Annotated in this window: 21 protein-coding genes; 7 read left to right on the plus strand and 14 right to left on the minus strand. The window is 71.4% G+C overall.

All coding sequences use genetic code 11. The features are described 5' to 3' along the window. On the minus strand, positions 1–260 hold a 260-nt coding region (locus AC5L30_RS23835; RefSeq protein WP_494869871.1), incomplete at its 3' end, for an endo-1,4-beta-xylanase. 336 nt (positions 261–596) lie between these two features. Further along, positions 597–2,372, minus strand: coding sequence for a family 43 glycosylhydrolase (locus AC5L30_RS23840; protein WP_494870028.1), 1,776 nt, complete (start codon positions 2,370–2,372; stop codon positions 597–599). Positions 2,373–3,061: 689 nt separating this feature from the next. Between AC5L30_RS23840 and AC5L30_RS23845 the strand changes: the two genes are divergently transcribed. The 3 genes from AC5L30_RS23845 to AC5L30_RS23855 all read left to right on the plus strand — a co-directional run bounded on the left by AC5L30_RS23845 (position 3,062) and on the right by AC5L30_RS23855 (position 7,491). Further along, on the plus strand, positions 3,062–5,395 hold the full coding sequence (locus tag AC5L30_RS23845) for a beta-L-arabinofuranosidase domain-containing protein (protein WP_494869872.1): 2,334 nt from the start codon (positions 3,062–3,064) through the stop codon (positions 5,393–5,395). Positions 5,396–5,553: 158 nt separating this feature from the next. Next, complete coding sequence (locus tag AC5L30_RS23850) at positions 5,554–6,492, plus strand: NHL repeat-containing protein (protein ID WP_494869873.1); 939 nt, start codon at positions 5,554–5,556, stop codon at positions 6,490–6,492. A gap of 132 nt (positions 6,493–6,624) precedes the next feature. Next, a complete protein-coding gene (locus AC5L30_RS23855; protein ID WP_494869874.1) occupies positions 6,625–7,491 on the plus strand; it encodes an endonuclease/exonuclease/phosphatase family protein in 867 nt (288 codons plus the stop codon). Between the two features lie 46 nt (positions 7,492–7,537). On the opposite strand, the gene AC5L30_RS23860 is transcribed toward AC5L30_RS23855, so the two are convergent. Together AC5L30_RS23860 and AC5L30_RS23865 are read right to left on the minus strand one after the other, a co-directional pair. Continuing rightward, positions 7,538–8,422 carry an MHYT domain-containing protein gene (locus AC5L30_RS23860; RefSeq protein ID WP_494869875.1) on the minus strand — a complete coding sequence of 295 codons (885 nt, stop codon included), beginning with the start codon at positions 8,420–8,422 and terminating at the stop codon, positions 7,538–7,540. Positions 8,423–8,586: 164 nt separating this feature from the next. Next, complete coding sequence (locus tag AC5L30_RS23865; protein ID WP_494869876.1) at positions 8,587–11,388, minus strand: DEAD/DEAH box helicase; 2,802 nt, start codon at positions 11,386–11,388, stop codon at positions 8,587–8,589. Positions 11,389–11,474: 86 nt separating this feature from the next. Here AC5L30_RS23865 and AC5L30_RS23870 point away from each other — a divergent pair, with 86 nt between their 5' ends. Then, complete coding sequence (locus AC5L30_RS23870; protein WP_494869877.1) at positions 11,475–12,245, plus strand: HAD family hydrolase; 771 nt, start codon at positions 11,475–11,477, stop codon at positions 12,243–12,245. 94 nt (positions 12,246–12,339) lie between these two features. Then, the gene (locus AC5L30_RS23875; RefSeq protein ID WP_494869878.1) at positions 12,340–13,251 is read left to right on the plus strand and encodes an EamA family transporter; all 912 of its coding nucleotides are present in this window, start codon (positions 12,340–12,342) and stop codon (positions 13,249–13,251) included. On the opposite strand, the gene AC5L30_RS23880 is transcribed toward AC5L30_RS23875, so the two are convergent. The 6 genes from AC5L30_RS23880 to AC5L30_RS23905 form a co-directional block, all read right to left on the minus strand. After that, positions 13,214–14,137: a diacylglycerol kinase gene (locus tag AC5L30_RS23880; RefSeq protein WP_494870029.1), complete on the minus strand. Its 924-nt coding sequence runs from the start codon at positions 14,135–14,137 to the stop codon at positions 13,214–13,216. The genes AC5L30_RS23875 and AC5L30_RS23880 overlap by 38 nt on opposite strands. 137 nt (positions 14,138–14,274) lie before the next feature. Continuing rightward, positions 14,275–15,225, minus strand: coding sequence for a twin-arginine translocase subunit TatC (gene tatC / locus AC5L30_RS23885; protein WP_494869879.1), 951 nt, complete (start codon positions 15,223–15,225; stop codon positions 14,275–14,277). A gap of 18 nt (positions 15,226–15,243) precedes the next feature. Beyond that, positions 15,244–15,558, minus strand: coding sequence for a Sec-independent protein translocase subunit TatA (gene tatA, locus AC5L30_RS23890; RefSeq protein WP_124855346.1), 315 nt, complete (start codon positions 15,556–15,558; stop codon positions 15,244–15,246). A 160-nt stretch (positions 15,559–15,718) separates the two neighbouring features. Next, positions 15,719–15,964, minus strand: a complete 246-nt coding sequence (locus tag AC5L30_RS23895) for a hypothetical protein (protein WP_494869880.1) — start codon at positions 15,962–15,964, stop codon at positions 15,719–15,721. A gap of 10 nt (positions 15,965–15,974) precedes the next feature. Further along, complete coding sequence (locus tag AC5L30_RS23900) at positions 15,975–17,030, minus strand: helix-turn-helix transcriptional regulator (RefSeq protein ID WP_494869881.1); 1,056 nt, start codon at positions 17,028–17,030, stop codon at positions 15,975–15,977. Beyond that, on the minus strand, positions 17,027–18,025 hold the full coding sequence (locus AC5L30_RS23905) for a helix-turn-helix transcriptional regulator (RefSeq protein WP_494869882.1): 999 nt from the start codon (positions 18,023–18,025) through the stop codon (positions 17,027–17,029). Before AC5L30_RS23905 ends, AC5L30_RS23900 begins: the two co-directional genes overlap by 4 nt. A gap of 117 nt (positions 18,026–18,142) precedes the next feature. Between AC5L30_RS23905 and AC5L30_RS23910 the strand changes: the two genes are divergently transcribed. Further along, on the plus strand, positions 18,143–19,144 hold the full coding sequence (locus tag AC5L30_RS23910; RefSeq protein ID WP_494869883.1) for a cation diffusion facilitator family transporter: 1,002 nt from the start codon (positions 18,143–18,145) through the stop codon (positions 19,142–19,144). A gap of 49 nt (positions 19,145–19,193) precedes the next feature. Further along, entirely contained in the window at positions 19,194–20,279 is a 1,086-nt protein-coding gene (locus tag AC5L30_RS23915) for a DUF3866 family protein (protein WP_494869884.1), read from the plus strand. Positions 20,280–20,378: 99 nt separating this feature from the next. On the opposite strand, the gene AC5L30_RS23920 is transcribed toward AC5L30_RS23915, so the two are convergent. The 4 genes from AC5L30_RS23920 to rfbA all read right to left on the minus strand — a co-directional run bounded on the left by AC5L30_RS23920 (position 20,379) and on the right by rfbA (position 23,590). Beyond that, complete coding sequence (locus tag AC5L30_RS23920) at positions 20,379–20,573, minus strand: hypothetical protein (protein WP_452305238.1); 195 nt, start codon at positions 20,571–20,573, stop codon at positions 20,379–20,381. Positions 20,574–20,652: 79 nt separating this feature from the next. Then, positions 20,653–22,011, minus strand: a complete 1,359-nt coding sequence (gene pafA, locus AC5L30_RS23925) for a Pup--protein ligase (protein ID WP_124771093.1) — start codon at positions 22,009–22,011, stop codon at positions 20,653–20,655. Positions 22,012–22,079: 68 nt separating this feature from the next. Beyond that, positions 22,080–22,703, minus strand: a complete 624-nt coding sequence (rfbC, locus tag AC5L30_RS23930; protein ID WP_494869885.1) for a dTDP-4-dehydrorhamnose 3,5-epimerase — start codon at positions 22,701–22,703, stop codon at positions 22,080–22,082. Continuing rightward, positions 22,700–23,590, minus strand: a complete 891-nt coding sequence (gene rfbA / locus AC5L30_RS23935; RefSeq protein WP_494869886.1) for a glucose-1-phosphate thymidylyltransferase RfbA — start codon at positions 23,588–23,590, stop codon at positions 22,700–22,702. Before rfbA ends, rfbC begins: the two co-directional genes overlap by 4 nt. Between the last annotated feature and the right edge of the window lie 66 nt (positions 23,591–23,656).

Raw genomic sequence — 23,656 nt, forward strand, 5'->3', positions numbered from 1 at the left:
TGCGGCTCGGTGGCGTCCCACTTCATCTCGTTCTCGGCCACGACACTGTTGAACTCACGGTTCAGAATCGTCGTGTACACGCTGGTGGACAGCTTGCCCGTCGCGACGGCCGCGCCGAAGTAGCGGCCCTTCTCGGCCGCCGAGGCCCGGAGGGTCGTGCCGGCGCTGGCCGTTGAGGTCAGCGCCACCGTCATCCCGGCGGCGAGAACGCCGGTGACTGCGATGGTCACCGCCGTTCGCAGGGCTCTTCTGTGATTCATGCGGATTCCTTCTCTTCGGTGGTGCAGCGATGGAGGCGCAACGCCCGAATCTGCTTGTGCGAAGAAGACGTCAGCACCGGTCGCTGTCGCGGCAGCAGTGCGGGGAGTCCTGACGCGACGTCCGGCATGCCCTGGGCGGACGTCGCGTTCCGAGGGGCCACAGCAGGTTCGCCCGGTGAACCAGAGGCGCGGCCGCCCTCAACCATCGACTGTGAGCGATAACATGCCGTTCGTCAAGTCGTAACCACCCGGGCCGTGCACGGGTCGCTCCGGTCGCGCTGCGGGGGCAGGTCTCGTGCTGCCGGAGCCGTACGAGCACGGCTCCGGCAGCGCCCGTCACTGGAACGAGACGTCGTCGACGAGGAGGCTGTCGGTACCCTCCGCCGTCTCCACGTAGAAGGCGGCACCCGAGAGCGTGCCGCTCCACGACACGGTCGTCGTGCCGGTGAGCAGGGCCCAACCGTTGACGTTCACCCCCACCGCCGGGGTCAGCTGGAAATAGTTCGTCGTGCCGTTCGCGGTCAGCGACAGCGTCGCCTTCGCCGACGGGGTGCCACTCTGCGCGCGTACCCAGACGTTGGTGGTGTAGCTCTTGCCGTTGGTGAGCTTGGTGGTCACGTCCTGACTGGGGCCGTTCCACGCGCCGGTCCGGCCGGTGATCGAGAGCGACCCGCTGCCGCCGTGCGCGACGGTGGTGTTCCTGGCGAGCGTGCCGCTGCCGTGCACGCCCCAGCCTGTCGTGCCGTTCTCCACGTCGCCGTTGGTGAGCAGGTTGGCGCTGCCGCCGCCGGTGCCGCTGAACTGCCACCAGTTGATGTTGAACAGGTTGCCGCTGCCGCCGGCGAAGCGTAGATAGAGATCATGGGTGCCGGTCGCCCCACTGACCGCGCAGGTGGTGGTGGTCCAGGTCTGCCAACCGCCGGTGCCACCCACGGTGCAGGTACCCACTGTCGGGCCGCTGGCGCTGTCGAGGCGTACCTCGATCCGGCCGCCGCTGGTGGCCGACGCGACCCGGGCGCTGAACGAGGTCGCACCCGCGCCGAACGCGACGCCCTTGACCTTGATGTAGTCGCCGTTCTCGATCCAACCGACGTTCATCCCGCCCTCGCTGGACACCTCGGTCTCGATCCCCGAGCCCCACGCGATCGTCTCGGCCTCCTGCCGCACGTACGGGTTCAGCGTGCCCACCTGCGGGGCGCCCGTACTCGTCATCGTGATCGTCGGGAACAGGCCATTGCTGGTGTAACTGAACTTCTCCACCGCGACCGAACGGGTGTAACCACCACCGCCGGGCAACGCCCCGTTGTGGTAGAAGAAATACGAGCCACCCTGGAAATCGATGACACCCGCGTGATTGGTGAAGCTGGCGCCCTGCCGCGGCATGATCGTTCCCCGATACGTCCACGGTCCCGTCGGCCCCGTCGCCGTGGAATACGCGATAAACTCCGAGCAACACTCCGCCGCGAACACGTTGTAGTACAACCCGTTGCGCTTGAACACCCACGGCCCCTCCTCGTACAGGGTTGGCCGACTCGCATTACCGGTACGGGTACCGAACCCCGCCGTCGTGAGCGGGATGCGCGTCGCGCTGCCGGAGAACGAAATCATGTCCGGGTTCAGCTTCACGTACCACAGACCCGGGTTTCCCCAGTACAGATACGCCTGCCCGTCGTCGTCGATGAACGCGTGCGGGTCGATCTCGTTGTTGCCGACCAGGGGCCGGCCGAGCGCGTCACGGAACGGCCCGGTCGGGCTGTCCGCCACCCCGACGCCGATGACCATCTGCCCGTTGGAGCGCTGGCGCACCGGCACGTACCAGTAGAACTTGCCGTTACGCGCGATCACCTGCCCGGCCCACGCGTTGGCGTCCGCCCAGGCGAACGTCGCCAGATTCATCGGTGAGCCGTGATCGGTCCAGTTCACCATGTCCGCCGACGAGTACACCCGCCACTCACGCATGGTGAAGTAAGTGGAACCGTCCTCGTCATGTCCGGTGTAGACGTACACCCGGCCGTTGTGCACCATCGGCGCCGGGTCGGCGGTGTAGATGTTCTGGACAATGGGGTTGTCGGCCTTGGCCGTGCCGGGGATCAGTGCGAGGACGCAGGCCATGCTCGCCAGCCAGGCGATGGCGCGCCTGGCCCGGCGGGTGGCCCGGGTTGAGGTTCGATCTTTCACCTTCACGATTACTCCCACAGAGAGTGCGCCGTGCGCGATGGTTGACTCGGCGAGCCACCGTTGTCCTGGCTGCCGCTCGGACAGGTTCTGCCGTCCGCGCGTAGGGCAGCATGACTGGCGGACGTGTTAGCGCTAACAGCTCTTCCCGGACACCCCCTCCCCCATCTGACCTGGATTTTTGCGAGGCGCGGATGACCGTCGTAACCACACCGCAGCAGTGTTGTATCGACGTTGACATCGAAGTTTTACGATGCACCGTACTGAGCAGCCGGACGGGCGTCAACGGAGGACGGTCGTCGACACCCGTCACGCACGGTCATGTTTCGGTGTTTACGAGCCCGGCAAATGTCCGCTTCGAGCCATAGCGACCACCGGGTCCGGCACCCTCGGGTCCGGCCGTCGCAGGATGAGTCAGCGAGGCGCCCCGGGGGTTGCGGGCGTGTTAACGACCAACTATGTTAGCGATCACATCGATGGGCCGCGATAAGCGCAGGGGTGGGCACCCGGCGTCCACGGCGACCCCGTCCCACCACCCACACCGCACCCGTCGTCGGCCCCGCGCCGCCGACGATCCCCCGCCATCGATGGCGGCCCCTACGTACCCGGCCACCTGGAGGTTCCCCATGCCACCCCCGCCCCTCAGCCGTCGCCACCTGCTTCAGGCCGCCGGAGCCACCGTGGTGGTCTCCACGAGCGGCGTCGCCCTCTCCCCCGGGAGCGCGTCCGCGGCCGTCGTGCCCCCGGCCCGGCCCGACATCGGCGTCTCGGCGTACGCATTCGACCCGGGTCAGGTACGACTCAGCTCCGGCCGTTGGATGGACAACCAGACCCGGACGCTCAACTACCTGCGGTTCGTCGACGTCGACCGGATGCTCTACAACTTCCGCGCCAACCACCGGCTGTCCACCAACGGCGCCGCCACCAACGGGGGCTGGGACGCGCCGAACTTCCCGTTCCGGACCCACATGCAGGGCCACTTCCTGAGCGCGTGGGCGTACGCGTACGCGGTACTGGGCGACACGACCTGCCGGGACAAGGCCAACTACATGGTGGCCGAGTTGGCCAAGTGCCAGGCCAACAACTCCGCCGCCGGGTTCGGCGCGGGTTACCTCTCCGGCTTCCCGGAGTCCGACTTCACCGCGCTCGAGGCACGGACGCTGTCCAACGGCAACGTGCCCTACTACTGCATCCACAAGACCCTCGCGGGTCTGCTCGACGTCTGGCGCTACATCGGCAACACCCAGGCCCGTACGGTGCTGCTGGCCCTCGCCGGCTGGGTCGACACCCGGACCAGCCGGCTGAGCTCCAGCCAGATGCAGTCGATGCTGGGCACCGAGTTCGGGGGCATGAACGACGTGCTCGCCGACATCTACCAGCAGACCGGCGACAGCCGGTGGCTCGCCACCGCGCAGCGGTTCGACCACAACTCAGTGTTCAACCCCCTGGCCTCCGGCCAGGACCAGCTCAACGGGCTGCACGCCAACACGCAGGTGCCCAAGTGGATCGGCGCCGCCCGCGAGTACAAGGCCACCGGGACCACCCGTTACCGGGACATCGCCAGCAACGCGTGGCGAATCACCGTCGGCGCGCACACGTACGTCATCGGCGGCAACAGCCAGGCGGAGCACTTCCGGCCGCCGAACGCCATCGCCGGCTACCTCAGCAACGACACCTGCGAGCAGTGCAACACGTTCAACATGCTCAAGCTGACCCGGGAGCTGTGGCTGCTCGACCCGAACCGGGCGGACTACTTCGACTTCTACGAGCGCGCGCTGATCAACCACCTGATCGGCGGGCAGAACCCGGCCGACAGCCACGGCCACATCACCTACTTCACCCCGCTGCGGCCGGGCGGACGTCGCGGTGTGGGCCCGGCGTGGGGTGGCGGCACCTGGAGCACCGACTACAACTCGTTCTGGTGCTGCCAGGGCACCGGCCTGGAGATCAACACAAGGCTGATGGACTCCATCTACTTCTACAACGGCACCACACTGAGCGTGAACCTGTTCACGCCGTCGGTGCTGAACTGGACGCAGCGCGGCATCACGGTCACCCAGACCACCAGCTTCCCGGTCAGTGACACCACCACGCTGACCCTGTCCGGCTCGATGAGCGGGTCGTGGAGCATCCGGGTGCGGATCCCGTCCTGGACCAGCGGCGCGACGATCGCCGTCAACGGCACGGTGGAGAACGTCACCACCACACCGGGCAGCTACGCCACTGTCACGCGCACCTGGGCCGCGGGCGACACCATCACCGTTCGGCTGCCCATGCAGGTCGCCGTCAAGGCCGCCAACGACAACGCCAACGTCGGCGCGGTCACGTACGGCCCCACGGTGCTGGCCGGCAACTACGGCAACACGGCCCTGAGCACCCTGCCCACCCTCACCGTCTCCTCGATCACCCGGACCAGCACCAGCTCGCTCGCGTTCACCGCCAGCGCCAACGGGTCCACGGTAAACCTCGCCCCCTTCTACGACGCCCACGGCTACAACTACACGGTCTACTGGAACACCAGCGGCAGCGGCGGCCCCACCGGCAGCTACCGCCTGGTCAACGTCGGCACCGGGCTGGTGCTCGGTGTCCAGAACATGTCCACCGCCGACGGTGGTCTGGCCGTGCAGTGGGGCGACAGCGGCACCGCGGACCACAACTGGGTGGTCATCACCGACGGCAACGCGGTCCGGTTCCGCAACGTCCACAGCGGCAAGGTCCTGGGCGTGGAGAACATGTCCACCGCCGACAACGCCCGGGTCCTGCAGTGGGCCGACAACGGCACCGCCGATCACCGGTGGATCCTCGTGGACAACGGCGACGGCACCTACAAGATCCGCAACGTCAACAGCAACAAGCTGCTCGGGATCCTGAACGCGTCGACCGCCTGGGGAGCGCAGGCCGTGCAGGATCCGGACAACGGCAGCGCGGACAACCGGTGGAGGCTGGTCCGCAACGCCTGATTTCCCCCGCTCGACGGGCTCACCGGCGCGGTCACCCGAAGGCCGCGCCGGTGACGCCGAGCGGGCACCCGCCAGCGGTCGTACAGTGGGCAGGGTCCTGGCCCCAGTGAACGTGGCGGACGTGTCGGCTCGTGCCGCTTCCGCCCGGAAGGAGCACAGTGAACCGCCCCCTCCGCACCACGCTCGGCGGCGCGTTGACCGCCGCCATGCTGGCCACCGTCGCCGTCGCGCCGGCGCAGGCGCACCCCGCCGGGCGGCCGCCGGCCGTCCTCGCCCTCCCCGACGGGTTCCAGCCCGAGGGCATCGCCACCGCCGGCCGGTACGCCTACTTCGGCTCCCGCGCTACCGGTGCCATCCAGCGCGTCGACCTGGTCACCGGCCGGGGTACGACGATCGGCGCGGCCACCGGCACACCGTCGCTCGGCCTCAAGGTCGACCCACGTGGCCGGCTCTTCGTCTCCGGTGGCACGGCCGGCGACGCTCGCGTGCTCGACACCCGCACCGGCGAGGTGCTGGCCCGCTACCAGTTCGCCACCGCCCCGACGTTCGTCAACGACGTCGTGCTGACCCGCGACGCGGCATACTTCACCGACTCGAACCGGCCGGTGCTCTACCGGCTGCCGCTCGGTCGCGGTGGGGCGCTGCCGCCCGCCGACGCCTTCACCACGATCACGCTGACCGGCGCGTACGAGCAGGTCGGCACCGGCGTGAACCTCAACGGCATCGCCACCACACCGGACGGCCGGGCGCTGATCGTCGTCCAGTCCAACACCGGCACGCTGTACCGGGTCGACCCGACCACCGGTGCGAGCACCGTCGTGGACGTGCCGGGCCACACCTTCGCCAACGGCGACGGACTGCTCCTGCTCGGCCGCACCCTCTACGTCGTGCAGAACCGCCTCAACCAGGTCGCGGTGGTCCGACTGAACCACGCCGGCACCGCCGGAGCGCTCACCAGCACCATCACCGACCCGAACTTCGACGTGCCCACCACCGTCGCCAAGGCGTTGGGCCGGCTCTACCTGCCCAACGCCCGGTTCACCACACCGCCGACCCCCACCACGCCGTACACGGCCGTCGCGGTCCGCGCCCACTGAGCGACCCGAGGGGGTGCCCGCTGCACGGGTGCCCCCTCGGCCCGCCGCTCTGGATCTCGAACGCCGACCGGCCGCCAGTAGGATCACTGGCACCTCGGCGATGACTGTCGCCTCGTGCACCCCGGAGTCCGTGTGGCCGCCCGTTCGTACCGGTTCCTGCGCCGAACCCTGGCCGTGGGCTGCCTACTCGCCGCCGCCGCACTTCCGGCCGCACCGCCGGCCATCCCGCCGGCCGTACCCACCGGCGCCACGGACGCCCCGCAAGCCACGGTCCTGCGGATGCTCCAGCTGAACCTCTGCAACAGTGGCCGCGCCGGCTGCTACACCGGCCGTGCGATCGCCAGGGCCGCAGAGGTGATCACCGTCGAGGCACCCGACCTGGTCACCCTCAACGAGATCTGCGCGGACGACCTACCCGTCCTGCACGACGTGTTCCAAACCGTCCACCCTGGGCGGACCGTCGTGGCCGCGTTCCAGGCCGCCGGCGACCGCCCGAGCGGCGACGACACCCGCTGCCGCAACGGCCAACGGTTCGGCATCGGGCTGCTGACCCACGTGCGGACGTCGGGCACCCCACACACCGTGTACGCCGGAACCCACCCGACCCAGGACCTCGCGGACCCCGAGGAACGCGCCTGGCTCTGCGTCGACGGCGCTCTGCTCGCCTGCACCACGCACCTGTCGGCCACCGGCTACCGCATCGCGCTCACCCAGTGCGACCACCTGCTCGACACCATCCTGCCGACGCTCAGCCGCGACGCCGGGCACCAGCCCACCGTGCTGGGCGGCGACCTCAACCTGCGCGCCGGCCACGACCCCGACGTGCGGTCCTGCACACCGCCGGGCCATCAGCGGATCGACGACGGCCGACTGCAACACATCACGGCGACCACCGACATCACGCTCTGTTGTCGCACACTGATACCCATGCACGGGGCGACCGACCACCCCGGGCTGCTGGCCACCCTCAGCATCGACCCCGGCCGCCGGCCGGCCTGAGCCGCCGCCGCGCCGGGCACGGATGGCGCGGGCCGGCCGCACGGCGTCAGCGCGGCGGCGTGTCCCGGCGGGACGGGAACGGAGTACCCGGCTGGCCGAGGGTGGAGCGGGCGCGCAACCCGACCGGGTCGGGAGCGGCGGTGGGCGTCGGGGCCGCCGGTTCCGAGAGCCGCCGCCCGTCCAGGTACTCGGCGGCGGCCCGGTCGTCGTCGGTCGGGGCGGCGAGCAGCGCGTAGAGCAGACCGACCACCCCGAAGGCCACCGCCAGCACGATCGGCACCAGCAGAGTGCTCACTCCGACGCCGGCCACCTCGCCTGTCCGTTCGTGGCGGTGCACCGACAGGGCGCTCATGCCGGTGAAGTGCATCCCGTTGACGGCGATCCCCATGACCAGCGCGGAGGCGAAGATCGCCAACCCGCGCCGGACGGTCATCGCGAGCCAGAACGCGACCGTGGACGCCACCACGGCGATGATCACCGAGAGCACGACCCGGACGGTGTCGTAGCCGAGGCTTCCGTTGAGGCGCATGGCGGCCATTCCGGTGTAGTGCATGGAAGCCACCCCGGCGCCGGTGAAGATGCCGCCGGCGATCAGTCGTACCGGATTCAGCCGGCCGGTGCCCACGATGGCCAGGCCGATGCCGACCGCCACCACGGCGATGGCCGTGCTGGCCGCGGTCAGCGGCACGTCGTAGCGAATCCGGGTGTTCTCGACGGCGAAGCCGAGCATGGCCATGAAGTGCATGCCCCAGATGGCGGTGCCGCCCAGGGCCCAGGCCGACAGCAGACCCCACCACGCCCGCTGACCGCTCGTCCGGGCCGTACGGATGCGCCCGGCGCAGACCAGACCGAGGATCGAACCGAGCACGGACAGCGCGTAACTCAGCGCGGGCGTGATCCAACCGTACTCAAAGTGATTGATCTCCGCCACGGCGGCTTTCTCCCCATTCGTTACCGACGCGTCAACAAGACGCCTCGGCAATGATCAGGGGTGCTGTGATCAGGCGCAACAGTGCCCCCGGGCCATCCGAGGGGTGCCGTTGCGGTGACCGTCCGCTGCGTCGATTCGACGCCGATAATGATTGAGCGTAATGATCAGGCCGACGTGTGGTACGCGAGAACACCCCGATTGACGGCCGCTATAGCCTGCCGAGCGGTAGAGCGCAGCTCCGCTGCGGCACCACCGGAGTCGGCAATCTGACCGAGCAGGTCGACGACCTGTCGGGCCCACCGGACGAAGTCACCGGCCGGCATCTCACCATCGATCTCGTGCCCGCTGCCGAGCACCTTGGCCAGCGCCTCGCCCCGGGCCCACCGGTAGACGGGCCAGGCGAAACCGAGATCCGGCTCCCGGGTCGCGGTCAGCCCCCGCGCCGCCTCGTCGGCCTCGATCTCCCCCCACAGCTTCAGCGTCTCGTCCACCGCGTCGGCCACCGGCCCGCGCGGCAGCGACGCCCGCTCGTCGACATCACGGCGCGCCTCGAACACCACCACGGACACCGCGGCGGCCAACTCGGCCGGGGACAACCCGTTCCACACCCCCCGGCGCAGGCACTCGGCGACCAACAGGTCCGCCTCGGTCCAGATCCGGCCCAGCATCCGACCGGCGTCGGTGACCGCGCCGTCTTGGCCGAGGTAACCACGTTCGGTCAGCAACGCCACGATCCGGTCGAACGTCCGAGCCAGGGACCCGGTACGACCACTGACCCGCTCGCGCAGCTCCTCGGTGTCGCGCTCCAGCCGACGACGCCGCTCCGCCCAGCGGGCGTGCTCCTCCCGCTCCGGGCAGGCGTGGCAGGGGTGGTTGCGCAGCTCGGTGCGGAGCTGGGTGATCCGGTGGTCCTCGCCGGTCACCTGCCGGGAACGGCCCCCGCGCCGGCCGCCGTGCCGGTCCAGGCCGGTGCCGCTGACCTCGGCGGCGAGATCCCGCCGGGCACCCGGGGAGCGGTGGTTGAAGTGCTTGGGCACCCGAATCCGGGCCAGCACCTCGGCCGGGGTGGTGAAGTCGCCGGGGCTGACCCGCCCGGCCCACCGGTCCTGGGTGAGCACCAGTGGCCGGGGCTCACCGAACCCGCCGGTCGCCGGGTCCAGCACCACGGCCAGCCCGGCCCGACGGCCCGACGGCACCCGGATCACGTCACCGACGCGCAGCCGCTCCAGCGAGGCCACCGCGGCGGCCTTGCGCTGGCTCTGCCCCTGCCGGGCGATCGCCTTCTCCCGGTCGGCGATCGCCACCCGCAGCGCGAAGTACTCGTCGAAGTCGCCGTGGTGGCAGGCGGCCTCCGCGCCGTACGCCTCGATGGTCTCGGTGTTGCGCTGCACCTGCCGGGCCAGGCCGACCACCGACCGGTCCGCCTGGAACTGGGCGAACGAGGACTCCAGCAGCGCCCGGGCCGGCTCCGCGCCGACCGTGCCCACCAGGTTCACGGCCATGTTGTACGACGGCCGGAAGCTGGAGCGCAGCGGATAGGTGCGGGTGGACGCGAGCCCGGCCACGTGCCGTGGATCGGTCTCCGGGGACCACACCACGACGGCGTGCCCCTCCACGTCGATGCCCCGGCGGCCGGCGCGGCCGGTGAGCTGCGTGTACTCCCCCGGGGTCAGGTCGACGTGCGCCTCGCCGTTGTACTTGACCAGCCGTTCCAGGACCACGCAGCGGGCCGGCATGTTGATGCCCAACGCCAGGGTCTCGGTGGCGAAGACCGCCTTGACCAGGCCACGGACGAACAACTCCTCGACGATCTCCTTGAACACCGGCAGCATGCCGGCGTGGTGGGCGGCCAAGCCGCGCTCCAGGCCGTCCAGCCACTCCCAGTAGCCCAGGACGGACAGGTCCTCGCCGGGAATGGCGGTGACCCGGGACTCGACGACCCGGCGGATCTCGGCCCGCTCCTCCGCCGAGGTGAGCCGCAGCCCGGCGGCGAGACACTGCTGCACCGCGGCGGCGCAACCGGCCCGGCTGAAGATGAACAGGATCGCCGGTAGCAGACCCTCCCGATCCAGTCGGTCGACGATGTCCGGGCGCGACGGGCCACGCCAGCGCGGGCCACGCCGGCCGGCACCGGGCCCCGCGCTGCGCCCCTCGCCCAACTCCAGCCGCCGCGCGGTCTCCCTGGTGTAGCGCAGCAACTCCGGGTGCACGTCGTGCTTGCGGGCGGCGTCGGCGTCGTGGAACAGGTCGAACATCCGCTTGCCGACCAGCATGTGCTGCCACAACGGCACCGGCCGGTGCTCGCTGACCACCACGGCGGTCTCGCCGCGCACGGTGACCAGCCAGTCGGCGAACTCCTCGGCGTTGGAGACGGTCGCCGACAACGAGATCAGGGTGACCGAGGCGGGCAGGTGAATGATCACCTCTTCCCACACCCCACCGCGGAACCGGTCGGCCAGGTAGTGCACCTCGTCCATCACCACGTACGCGAGGCCCTGGAGCGTGCTGGAGCCCGCGTAGAGCATGTTGCGCAGCACCTCGGTGGTCATCACCACCACCGGCGCGTCGCCGTTGATCGCGTTGTCGCCGGTCAGCAGGCCGACCTGCTCGGCGCCGTACCGGGCGACCAGGTCGTGGTACTTCTGGTTGGACAACGCCTTGATCGGCGTGGTGTAGAAGCACTTGCGCCGGGCCGGCGGGGTCGTCGCGTCGGCGGCGGGCACCGGGTCGTCGGGCCGCCCGCGCAACGCCAGGTGGACGGCGAACTCCCCGACCACCGTCTTGCCGGCGCCGGTCGGGGCGCAGACCAGCACACCGCTGCCCCGTTCCAGCGACTGACACGCCTCACGCTGGAAGTCGTCGAGGTCGAACCCCAGTTCAAGGGCGAACTCGTCCAGCGCCGGAAACTGTGCGGCTTGTGCGGCCTTGCGGCGCGCCGCTGCGTACCGCTCGGCGGGACTCGACATGGCACCAAGATTAGTGCGTGCCGAGTCACGTCACCCCACAAGGCCGTCCGGAGGCACGGTCGGGGACGGTCGGTAGGGTGCACGGCGTGCCGGACCATGCCGAACCGCCCCAGACCAGTCCGCCGGGCACCGCCGAGGCGCCCGCCGCCCGCCGGGCGTCCCGACGCCCTGTCAAGGCGGTGCTCTTCGACTTCCACGGCACCCTGGCCCAGGTGGAGGACCCCCAGCAGTGGGTGCTGAAGGCCGCGGCGGCGTGCGGCGTCACCCTGGACCGGGTCCGCGCCACCTCGCTGGCCGACCGACTGCTCACCGCCGGCCGCGCCGGCGGCCCACTGCCGACGCGGGTGCCACCCCGACTGGCCGAGCTGTGGGCCGACCGGGACCTCTACCAACACGCCCACCGGGGCGCGTACACCGGGCTGGCCGAGACCGTCGACGCCGGCATCGACGGCTTCGCCGAGGCGCTCTACGAGCGGCTGCTGATCGCCGAGGGCTGGCTACCGTACGCCGACACCGCACCCACGCTGACCGCGCTGCGCGACGCCGGGGTGCCGGTGGCGGTGGTCAGCAACATCGGCTTCGACCTGCGGCCACACTTCGACGCCTGGGGGCTGACCGACCTGGTCGGCGCGTTCGTGCTCTCGTACGAGGTGGGGCGCTGCAAACCCGACCCGGCGATCTTCTGGCGGGCCTGCGGGATGCTGGGCGTCGACCCGGAGCAGACCCTGATGGTGGGTGACACCCCGGCGGACGCGGGCGCGGTGGCCGCCGGCTGCTCGGTGCTGGTGCTTCCGGCAGCCGAGCCGGGCCGGGAGAACGGGCTGGGCGCGGTGCTCGACCTCGCCCTGCCGGCCTGAGCGACACCGGCCCGACCCGCGCCGGGCCCGCCGCAGGTCACGCCGGTGGACACCGCCGCAGGGTGGCCGGAGCTGAACGCCTACCGTCGTGCCCGTGACCGAGATCCTGCTGCCCACGCCACCGCCGGCCGCAACACCATCAGCCCGGCGTGGTGGGGTCGCCGCCGTGGGGCTGGTGCTCGGCGGGGCCCTGTCGGTGCAGTTCGGCTCCGCCGTCGCCGCGTTGCTCTTCCCGCGTACCGGGGTGGCCGGCGCGGTGACCCTGCGGCTGACCATCTCGGCGGTGCTGCTGCTCGTCGTGTGCCGACCCCGACTGCGCGGGCACGACCGGTCGGCCTGGCTCGCGGCCGGCGCGTTCGGGTTGGCGCTGGCCGGCATGAACTCGCTGTTCTACCAGGCCATCGAACGCATCCCGCTGGGCCCGGCGGTGACGCTCGAGGTACTCGGCCCGTTGGCGCTGTCGGTGTTCTCCGCCCGCCGACTGGCCAGCTGGGGCTGGGCGGGGCTGGCACTGGCCGGGGTGGCGCTGCTCGGGCAGGGCGGCTTCGACCGGCTCAACCCGGTCGGGGTGGCCTTCGCGTTCGGCGCGGGCGCCATGTGGGCCGCGTACATCGTGCTGAGCGCCCGGGTCGGCGACCGCTTCCCGGGCGCGGACGGGCTGGCTCTGGCGCTGACCCTCGCCGCGCTGGTCACCCTGCCGCTGGGCATCATCGACGGCGGTGCGGTGCTGCTCGACCCGCCGGTGCTGGCGCTCGGCGCCGCCCTCGCGGTGCTCGCCTCCGGGCTGCCCTACACCCTGGAGCTGCTGGCGCTACGGCGAATGCCCACCGCCACCTTCGCGGTGCTGATGAGCCTCGGCCCGGCCGTCGCCACGCTCGCCGGGTGGCTGGTGCTGCGGCAGGCGCTGACCCTGCTGGAGTGCGCCGCCATCGTGCTGGTCATCGCTGCCAGCATCGGCGCGGTACGGGTCAACGCAGCAGCCGCAGAGCGCCCGGAACCGCGCTGATCGACACCGGCAGCGTCAGCGAGCGTTCCCCGTCGGCGTACGAGGTGATGCCCTCGGCGGCCAACTCCACGGTGCGGGCCCGGAAGCTGCGCACCAACGGGTGGCTGACGTGGGTGCCCTGGTAGATGCGCGGCTTCACCCGAATCAGGGTCCGCCGGTTGACCCGACCCGCCACCACCACGTCGAGCAGCCCGTCGGTCGGGTCCGCGTCGGGGCAGATCCGCATCCCACCGCCGTACGTGGGGCAGTTGCCCACCGCCACCAGCACCGCGTCCAGGTCGTGCGACACCCCGTCGAGGCGCAGCGTGTAGCGGCGTGGGCGCAGCCGGGCCAGCTCGACCAGGATCGCCAGGTCGTACCGGCGCGGGCCGCGTGGCCAGCGCATCCGGTTGGCCCGCTCGTTGACGATCGCGTCGAACCCGGCCGCGAGGACCGCCCCGTACCAGCGCTCGACGCCGTCGACCCCGACCATCCGGGCCAGGTCGACCGGTTGGCTGCGGCCGTCCCGCACCGCCTCGGCGATCACCGCCGCCGCCGCGAGGGGGTCGGCCGGGAAGCCGGTGTCCAGGGCGAAGTCGTTGCCGGTACCGGCCGGGATCGGGCCGAACGGCACATCGGTACCGGCGACCGCCTGCAACGCCCGGTGCACGGTGCCGTCCCCACCGACCGCCACCAACGCGCCAGCGCCGTCGGCGACGGCGGCCCGGCACGCCGTCTCCGCCTCGGCGGGGCTGGACGCCGGCAGCAGCACGACCGGCCGCCCGGCGGTGGCCAAGGCGTCCAGCAGCCGGGGCAGCAGGACGCGGTGCCGTCCGCGACCGGCGGTCGGGTTGGCGAGCACGGCGACCGGGCCGGGCAGGTGATCGTCTGCGGTCACGGGCAGCACCGTACCGGTCGGACACCCGCCGTTCACCAGGGGCAGGCGTCCTCACCATCAGTTCCGCCGCCGACGCGCGAGGTGACGCAACGACGCCGTCCCCGGCAGACGGGGACGGCGTCGGTGGACCGGTCGGCGCGGGGCCGTCAGGTCATGTCGTCGTAGCGGCGTTCGATCGGCGCCGGTGGGGCGACCGGTTCGGGTACGCCGATCGGCGCGGCCGAGTCGACCCGCTGCCCGGCCACGACCGGGTCCGCGTCGAACTCCAACGGCGACACCTCGTCGTCGTCGATGCCGGCGTAGACCTCCTTGCCCCGCCCACGCCGCCGATCGTTGAGGAACGCGACGCCGACCGCGGCGAAGTAGAGCGCGGACAGGCAGAGGGCCAGAGCGGTCATCCCGAACGGATCAGGGGTGGGAGTGACCACGGCGGCGAACGCGAAGAACACGAAGACCGCCACCCGCCACCAGCTGAGCAGCCGCTTCGCGCTGGCGATGCCCACGAAGTTGAGCATCAGCACGATCAACGGAAACTCGAACGCCACCCCGAACAGCAGGATCAGGTTGGTGACGAACGAGATGTACCGGGTGACTTCCAGGGTGGTCGAGATGTCATCGCCGGACACGTTCATCAGGAACTCAAGGCCCTTGGCGGTGACGAAGAACGCCAGCACCGCGCCGGCCGCGAAGAGCGGCGCCGCCAAGGCGGTGAAGGCGTAGGCGTAGCGCCGCTCGTGCCGGTGCAGACCAGGCGCGATGAACGCCCAGAGTTGATAGAGCCAGATCGGCGCCGCGATGATCAGGCCCACCCACAGGCCGATCTTTAGGTTCAGCAGGAACAGGTCGGCCGGGCCGAGTTGCACGAACTCGCACTTGCCGTCGACGAACCTGGCCTGCGGCAGGTCGCAGTACGGCTTCGACAGTAGGATCCGGACCCGCTCGGCCAGCCAGATGCCGACGCCGAAACCGATCATGATCGCCAACGAGGCGCGGAAGAGACGATTGCGCAGCTCACGAACGTGCTCGATGAGCGTCATCGACCCGTCGGCGGCCCGTTCGAACGCCTTTGGGCTGCGTCTACGCAGTGCGAAGGCCACGGTGGTGGGGCCCTTCGGTCAGTTGTCGCGGACGCGGTGCACCGGGTCGACGACCGGCTGCTGCGGCGGCGCCTGCTGGTACGGGGCCTGCTGCGGCTGGCCAGCGTACGGCGCCTGCTGCCCGGCGTGCGGCGGCAGCGGCTGGTAGCCGGCCTGCGCGTCGGCCTTCTCGGCGAGGTCGCGGTCGTCGTCCTGCAGGCTCTTCGTCTCGGCCTTGATGATCCGCAGCGACCGACCCAGCGAACGGGCCGCGTCGGGGAGCCGCTTCGCACCGAAGAGCAGGATCAGCACAACCACGAGAACAGCGATGTGCCACGGCTTGAGGGCACCCATGAGAAGCTCCAGTCGCTCTGTGTCCGGGGGGTGGTACGCAGCCCATCGTACGTGCGGATCGGCTGCCCGCCACCCGCTGGGTGGTGGTGGTCTGGGCGGGAGGGGTGAAGTCTTGACCAACCCGCGATGATCCGTCAACCACCGCCGGGCGCGTGCTCGGTCAGCCGCGCTTCGCCTTGATCACCGCGAGTCGTCGGGATGTGGTGTCGAGCCGACGTTGGACGTCCTCGGCGCGCTGTTGCAGCGCCTCGGCGGTTTCCCGCAGCGCCTCGGCCTCGGCGGCCCGCCGCTGCAACGCCACGGCGGCGCGGTGCAGTCGGGGCAGCCGGGCCAGCACCGGACGCACGGCCAACGCGAGCGCCACGAGAGGTAGCAGCACCACCGCGAGCACGATCCAGATCAGCACGGCGGTCAGCCTACTGGGTGCGGCCGGCCACCGCCGGGTCACCCGACGGCGCGCGCTCCGGGTCGACCTCGGGCGGCCGGGGCACGGCCGCTGGCGCGGGCACGGCGTACGCGTCCAGCGCGGCGGCCGCCGTCGCCCGCACCTGCTCGGCCAGCTCGACCGGGGCGACCACCGTCACCTCCGGGCCGAGGCCCAGCACGAACCGGCGGGCCCACCCCAGGTCGGTCACCCGCAGGGAGACGAGCCACTGGTCGCCGTCGCCGGCCTCCACCCGCTCACACGGGTAGTACTCGGTGATCCACCGCTCGCCCCGGCCGATGCGCAGGGTGATCAACGGCAGGTCGGCCGAGGGGCGGAACACGCCCTCGGTGAGGTCGTGCGGGACGGCCTGCGGCGGCACCGTGGCCGGTTCGTCCAGTTCGGTGATCGCGTCGATCCGGTCGGCGCGGAACAGCCGGACGGCCTCCGCACGCCGACACCACGCCTCCACGTACGCCCGGCCGCCGACCATGAGCATCCGCAGCGGGTCGATGACGCGATCGGTGGTCTCGTCCCGGGCTGCCGTGTAGTAGGTGATCCGCAGGGCCTTCCCGCCCTCCACGGCGGCACGCAGCGCCTCGACCCGGCGGGTGTCCCCGGGCAACCGGACCGCCACCGGCGCGCCCACCAGGTCGCCCGCGTCCTCGATCTTGGCGAGGGCCCGTTCGACGGCCTCCCGGTTGGCCACCCCGGGCGTCTCGGCGAGCATCCGCAGCGCCACCACCAGCGCGAGGGCCTCGTCGGGGGTCAGCCGCAACGGCCGGTCGATGCCGGCGTCGTAGGTGATGGTCACCCGATCGCCGTCGAACGCCATGTCGATCAGGTCTCCGGGGCCGTACCCGGGGAGCCCACACACCCAGAGCAGCTCCAGGTCCTCCCGGAGCTGGCGCTCGGTGACACCCAGGTCACCGGCCGCCTCGGCGATCTCGATGCCGGGCCGGGCCAGCAGGTAGGGCACCAGGTTGAGCAGTCGAGCCAGCCGGTCGGCGGACGCGCGGGAACCGTTGCGGGCGGCCGGGCGGGTCACCGGGCACCCCCGCTGGCCGCCAGCTCGTCGTGGCGCACGGCGATCTCCTTGAGTCGTTGGATGACCGCCTCGCGGACCTCCGGTGGGTCGAGGACCCGCACGTCCGGGCCGTAGCCGACGAGATGACCGGCCAGCCCGTCCGGGTCCGCGTACGGCAGGACGAGCCGGTCGCCGTCCGGCCCGGCGGTCACCTCCACCGCCCAGCGGCGCAGCCCGGCGGCCCGCCCCGGGGCGGCCAGCACGGTGGCCCGACCGGTGCGCTCCACCGGACCCGACCAGCGGGCCACGTGGCTGATCAGGTCGACGTTGGCCGGCGGCTCGTACGCGCCGGCGGCGCCGGTCACCCGGACCGCGCCGACGACCCGGGACAGCCGGAAGCAGCGGGTCGCCTCCCGGTCCCGGTCGTGGCCGACCACATACCACCGGCCGCGCCAGCAGACCACGCCCCACGGTTGCAACCGCCGCCGGCTGGGCGCGTCGCGGTCGGGCACCCGGTAGTCGAACCCCACCTCGCGGCGGTCCCGGGCGGCGGCGGTCAGCGGCGCGAACGCCGGGTCGACCGTGACCATCGGCTCCAGGCCGAGGGTCGCCTGCGGGTCCACGTCCACCCCGGCGGCACGCAGCTTGGCCAGCCCGGACGACGCGGCGGCGGCCAGCCCGGCGTGCTGCCACAGCCGGGCGGCGATACCGACGGCGGCGGCCTCGTCCGGTTCGAGGAGGATGTCGGGCAGCGCGTACTCGCGGTGGGCGATCCGGTAGCCGGGCTCGGCGTCGAAGGCGCTCGCGGTGCCGGTCTCCAGGGGCACACCCAGCTCACGCAGCTCGGCCTTGTCCCGCTCGAACTTGCGCTGGAACGCCTCGTGGTCACGCGCGTCGTCAGGATCGTGCTCGTAACCGGGCACGGTCGCGGCGATCTGCGCGGCGGTCAGGAACCGTCGCGTGGACAGCAGGCAGATCACCAGGTTGACCAGGCGTTCGGTGCGGGTCCGCGACACGCGGTAGACGCTAGCAGCCGGCACGCCCACACCGTGCACCCACGCGGGCGTGCCGCACACTTGTTCGGATCGGGCCTCCCCCGGCGCGTCGGCGTCCGCGGTCATAGGGTGATCCTCATGTCGCGAGCGGACGCCAGGCCCGAGAGCGAGAGCGTCGGCACCGTCGTCGTCGCCGGCGCCGCCAACCTCGCCATCGCGGTCGCCAAGCTGATCGCCGGGCTGATCTCGGGATCCGCCGCGATGCTCTCCGAGGCGGCGCACTCGGTCGCCGACACCACCACCGAGGTGCTGCTCTTCCAGGCGCTGCGCCGCGGCGCTCGTCCGGCCGACCAGCGACACCCCTTCGGGTACGGCAAGGAAAGCTACGTCTGGGCGTTCTTCGCGGCCATGTTCACGTTCGTCGCCGGTGCCGGTTTCGCCGTCACCCACGGCGTCACCACGATCCTGGTGCACGAACACAGCGGCGACTACCTGATCTCGTACGTCGTGCTCGGGGTGTCGTTCGTCATCGAGTCGATCTCACTGGCCCGGGCCGTGCGCCAGGTCCGCCGCGAGTCGCGTCGCTGGCGGACCACGCCGCGGCGGTTCCTGCGGCTGACCGCCGACACCACCGTCAAGGCGGTCTTCCTGGAGGACAGCGCGGCCCTGATCGGTCTGGTGCTGGCCGGGCTCGGCGTCGGCCTGTCGCACGCCACCGGCGACGAGGTGTGGGACGGCGTCGCGTCGATCCTGATCGGGCTCCTGCTGCTGACGGTCGCCGGGGTCCTCGCCGGCAACAACCTGTCGCTGCTGGTCGGCCGGGCCGTCCCGGAGCGGCTGCGCCACGAGATCGAGCGGGAGCTGGCCGGGCTGCCCGAGGTGGAGCGCATCGACACCATGTTGACCATGCAGCTCGGCCCGCAGGACATCCTGGTCGCCGCGAAGGTCGACTTCCGCGACGAGGCCACCGGCGCGCAGATCGAGGCCACCGCCGACGACGCCGAGCGGCGGCTCACCGACCGGTACCCGGAGATCCGGTTCGTCTTCCTCGACCCCACCCGTTCGCGTCCGGACGCCATCGGCACCGCCCGGCACACCCAGGCCGCGAGCCCGGACGCCGGCGGCCCCGAGCCGACCTGAACCACACCCGGGCGCGGGCCGCCGGGCCAGCGCGGCTAGCGTGCCCGTCATGGTGCGATGGCGTACGGGAACGGTGGCGACGCTGCGACGGCAGTGGATCGGGGCGGTGGAGCTGGACGTCGACCTGACCGACGGCTCTCGGATGCGGGCGTTGGCCTACCCGGAGCTGGTCGGCACGCCTGAGCCCGGCGACCGGGTGCTGCTCAACGCCGGCGCGCTGCTGATGGGACTGGGCACCGGCGGGTACGCCCTGGTGGTCGCCCTGCCGGACCGGCTGCCGCCGGACCCGCCGGACGTCGCCGACACCCGCGACGCTGGGCACCTGGTCAAGGCCCGCTACACGCCGTTGCAGCCGATCCTCCTCGGCGTCGACGAGGAGGCGTCACCGCACCGCGACGTGCTGGCCGACGCGGACGACCTGGGCGGTCTGCCGGTGGTCACCGCCGACCTGCACTCGGCGCTCCCGGCGATCCTGGCCGGTATCCGGGCCGACGCCCCGCAGGCGCGGGTCGCCTACCTGCTCACCGACGGCGGGGCGCTGCCCGCCTGGTTCTCCCGCACCCTCGCCGGGCTGCGGGCCGAGCTGGCCGGCACGATCACCGTCGGGCAGGCGTTCGGTGGCGACCTGGAGGCCACCACCCTGCACGGCGGTCTGCTCGCCGCCCGGTACGTGCTCCACGCGGACGTGGCGATCGTGGCTCAGGGACCGGGCAACCTGGGCACCGGCACCCGGTGGGGCTTCTCCGGCGTCGCCGTCGGCGAGGCGGTCAACGCGGTCGCCACGCTGGGCGGAAAGCCGGTCGGCTCGTTGCGCATCTCCGACGCCGACCCCCGTCCCCGACACCGGGGGGTGTCACACCACAGCCTCACCGCGTACGGCCGGGTGGCGCTCGCCCCGGCGGAGCTGGTGGTGCCCGAGGACCTCGCGCCGTCCCTCGCGGCCGAGGTGCACGCGGCGGTGGCGCCCCTGGCGGCCCGGCACCGGATCGTCCGGGTGCTCACCGACGGTCTGGACGCCGCGCTAAGGGCCAGCGCCGTGCCGCTGTCCACCATGGGCCGCGGCCTCGACGCCGATTACGCGTACTTCCTGGCGGCGGCCGCCGCCGGCCGCCACGCGGTAACCCTCCTCCCCTGACCCCACCCTCAACACCCCGGTTGATCATGAAATTGTTGCCCGTCGTCTCGGCGTGTCAGGGCAATAACTTCATGATCGACGCAAGCTCGGGGGGCGGGGTCAGGCGAGGAAGATCAGGGCCAGCCAGCCGCCCACGATGAGGGCCAGGGCCAGGGCCAGCACCCAGGTCGGCACCGTGTATTCACCGCGCCGGTTACGGTCGATCTCGGCGCGGATCTTCTCCCGCCGGCGTTCGACCCAGTTCTGCCGCTCGGTGCCGCGCTCGGAGCGGTCGGAAGGTCCAGAAGTCGTCATGGCGCGCTCAGCTTAACCGCACAGCGGGCCGGGCCGACCGGCCCCGTCGGCGCAGCGCACCGCCGGGGCCGGCAACCGGTCACATGCTGGCGATCAGCCGCTCCACCCGCTCGTCGTACGCCCGGAACGGGTCCTTGCAGAGCACGGTGCGCTGCGCCTGGTCGTTGAGCTTCAGGTGCACCCAGTCGACGGTGAAGTCCCGGCGCTTCTCCTGGGCGTGCCGGATGAACTCGCCCCGCAGCCTCGCCCGGGTGGTCTGCGGCGGGGTCTCCTTGGCCTCGAAGATCTCCGGGTCGGTGGCCACCCGGTCCACGTCGCCGCGGCGCTCCAGCAGCCCGTAGAGGCCCCGGCCACGGCGCACGTCGTGGTAGGCCAGATCCATCTGCGCCACCCGGGGGTGCGACAACGGCAGGTCGTGCTTGCGCTGGTAACGCTCGATCAGCCGCAGCTTGCTCACCCAGTCGATCTCCCGCGAGACCGGCTCCAGGTCACCGGTCTCCACCGCGTTGAGCACCCGGCCCCACAGCTCGACGACCCGCTTGGCGGCCTGGTCGCCACCGCGTCGCTCGACGAACTCGGTAGCCTTGGAGAGATATTCCTGCTGGATGTCCAGCGCGCTGACCTCCTTGCCGTTGGCCAGCCGCACCTTGCGCCGGCCGGTGATGTCGTGCGACACCTCCCGGATGGCCCGGATCGGGTTCTCCAGGGACAGGTCGCGCATCACCACCCCGGCCTCGATCATCCGCAGCACGATGTCGGCGGTGCCGACCTTGAGCAGCGTGGTGACCTCGTTCATGTTGGAGTCACCGACGATCACGTGCAGCCGCCGGTAGCGCTCGGCGTCGGCGTGCGGCTCGTCCCGGGTGTTGATGATCGGGCGGCTGCGGGTGGTCGCCGAGGAGACGCCCTCCCAGATGTGCTCGGCCCGCTGAGAGAGGCAGTAGACCGCACCGCGTGGGGTTTGCAGGACCTTGCCGGCCCCGCAGATCAACTGCCGGGTGACCAGGAACGGGATGAGCACGTCGGCGAGTCGGCCGAACTCGCCGTGCCGCGAGACCAGGTAGTTCTCGTGGCACCCGTACGAGTTGCCGGCCGAGTCGGTGTTGTTCTTGAACAGGTAGATCTCACCCGCGATGCCCTCGTCGTGCAGCCGCTTCTCCGCGTCGACGAGCAGGCCCTCCAGGATCCGCTCGCCGGCCCGGTCGTGGGCGACGAGATCGGTCACCGAGTCGCACTCCGGTGTCGCGTACTCCGGATGCGACCCGACGTCCAGGTAGAGCCGGGCCCCATTGCGCAGGAAGACATTGCTCGACCGACCCCAGGACACCACGCGACGGAACAGATACCGCGCGACCTCGTCCGGGGACAGCCGCCGCTGCCCGCGATAGGTGCAGGTGACGCCGTACTCGGTCTCGAGGCCGAAGATTCGCCGCTCCATGGTGTGACATTAGCCGCCCGGAGGCCCGGTTCGTCACTGTCAGACCACAGGTCGTGCCCCGAGCGCGGTCACATACCGGTTGAGTGCGACATTCCGTCCGGGCCGAGGCTCGCCACGAACCGCTGGCAGCTGTCGTACTCCGGCAGCAGGCCCCGCTCGCGGGCCTGCGCCAGCGTCGGCGCCGCGTCGTCGCGCGCGGACAGCAGCGGAACGTCGGCGGGCCACTCGATGCCCAACTCCTCGTCCAGCGGGTGCACCGCGTGCTCGCCGGTCGGGTTGTAGGTGGCCGAACAGAGATAGCTCAACGTCGCGTCGTCGGTCAACGCGCAGAACCCGTGCCCCAGCCCCTCGCTGAGGTAGACCGCCCGACGGTCGATGTCGTCCAGCCGGACGCCCTCCCAACGGCCGAAGGTCGGCGAACCCACCCGCAGGTCCACGATCACGTCGAGGACCGCGCCCCGCACACAGGTGACGTACTTGGCCTGCCCCGGCGGGACGTCAGCGAAGTGGACGCCGCGCACCACGCCACGCGCGGAGACCGACAGGTTGGCCTGGGCCAGCCGCAGCGGATGCCCGACCGCCTCGGCAAGCTTGTCGAAGCGGTACCACTCCATGAACATGCCGCGCGGGTCGCCGTGCTGCTGGGCGGTGATCTCCCAGGCGCCCTCGATGCTCAGCTCCCGGATCTTCACCAGGAACCCCCGTCGCCGCCGGCCTGCTCGCTCAGCAGACCGAGCAGGTAGTCGCCGTAACCGCTCTTGGTCAGCGGCTCGGCGAGCGCACGCAGCTGCGCGTCGTCGATCAGGCCAGCGCGCCAGGCGACCTCCTCGACGCAACCGATCTTGAGACCCTGCCGCTCCTCGACCACCCGGACGAACTCGGCGGCCTGCATCATCGAGGTGAACGTGCCGGTGTCCAGCCAGGCGGTGCCCCGATCCAGCACCGTCACCGACAGCTCCCCGGTCTCCCGGTACACCTCGTTGACCGCCGTGATCTCCAGCTCGCCCCGGGCGCTCGGGGTGAGCTTGCGGGCGATGTCCACCACCCGGTTGTCGTAGAAGTAGAGGCCGGGCACCGCGTAGCGGGACTTCGGCCGGGCCGGCTTCTCCTCGATCGAGAGCACCCGACCATCGGCGTCGAAGTCGACCACGCCGTAGTCCTGCGGGTTGGCCACCTGGTAGGCGAAGACCCGCCCGCCGACCGGGTCACCGTGGTCGGCGAGCTGCCGACCCAGACCCACCCCGTGGAAGATGTTGTCGCCGAGGACCAGCGCCACCGACTCGGTGCCGATGAAGTCCGCGCCGAGGACGAACGCCTGCGCGATGCCCTCCGGGCGCTCCTGGCTGACGTACTCCAGCCGCAGACCGAACTGGCTGCCGTCGCCAAGCAGCCGACGGAACTGGTCCTGGTCGTCCGGAGTCGTGATCACCAGGATCTCCCGAACCCCGGACATCACCAGGGTGGAGAGCGGGTAGTAGATCATCGGCTTGTCGAAGACCGGCATCAGCTGCTTCGAGACCGCCCGGGTGATCGGCCAGAGCCGGGATCCGGTGCCGCCGGCAAGTAGGATTCCACGCACCGGGGAAGCCTAGCCGCACCCGGACAAGTCGTGCGGGGGTCACGTCCCAGGCGCCGCGCCGGCTGT

It is taken from the genome of Micromonospora sp. BQ32 (assembly GCF_059358895.1).

What these genes read in the sequence shown, in the direction of transcription:
- AC5L30_RS23840 (WP_494870028.1), bottom strand. Translation starts at nt 2,372, where the DNA reads ATGGCCTGCGTCCTCGCACTGATCCCCGGCACGGCCAAGGCCGACAAC.
- AC5L30_RS23845 (WP_494869872.1), top strand. Translation starts at nt 3,062, where the DNA reads ATGCCACCCCCGCCCCTCAGCCGTCGCCACCTGCTTCAGGCCGCCGGA.
- AC5L30_RS23865 (WP_494869876.1), bottom strand. Translation starts at nt 11,388, where the DNA reads ATGTCGAGTCCCGCCGAGCGGTACGCAGCGGCGCGCCGCAAGGCCGCA.
- tatA (WP_124855346.1), bottom strand. Translation starts at nt 15,558, where the DNA reads ATGGGTGCCCTCAAGCCGTGGCACATCGCTGTTCTCGTGGTTGTGCTG.
- AC5L30_RS23910 (WP_494869883.1), top strand. Translation starts at nt 18,143, where the DNA reads ATGTCGCGAGCGGACGCCAGGCCCGAGAGCGAGAGCGTCGGCACCGTC.
- AC5L30_RS23915 (WP_494869884.1), top strand. Translation starts at nt 19,194, where the DNA reads ATGGTGCGATGGCGTACGGGAACGGTGGCGACGCTGCGACGGCAGTGG.
- AC5L30_RS23920 (WP_452305238.1), bottom strand. Translation starts at nt 20,573, where the DNA reads ATGACGACTTCTGGACCTTCCGACCGCTCCGAGCGCGGCACCGAGCGG.
- pafA (WP_124771093.1), bottom strand. Translation starts at nt 22,011, where the DNA reads ATGGAGCGGCGAATCTTCGGCCTCGAGACCGAGTACGGCGTCACCTGC.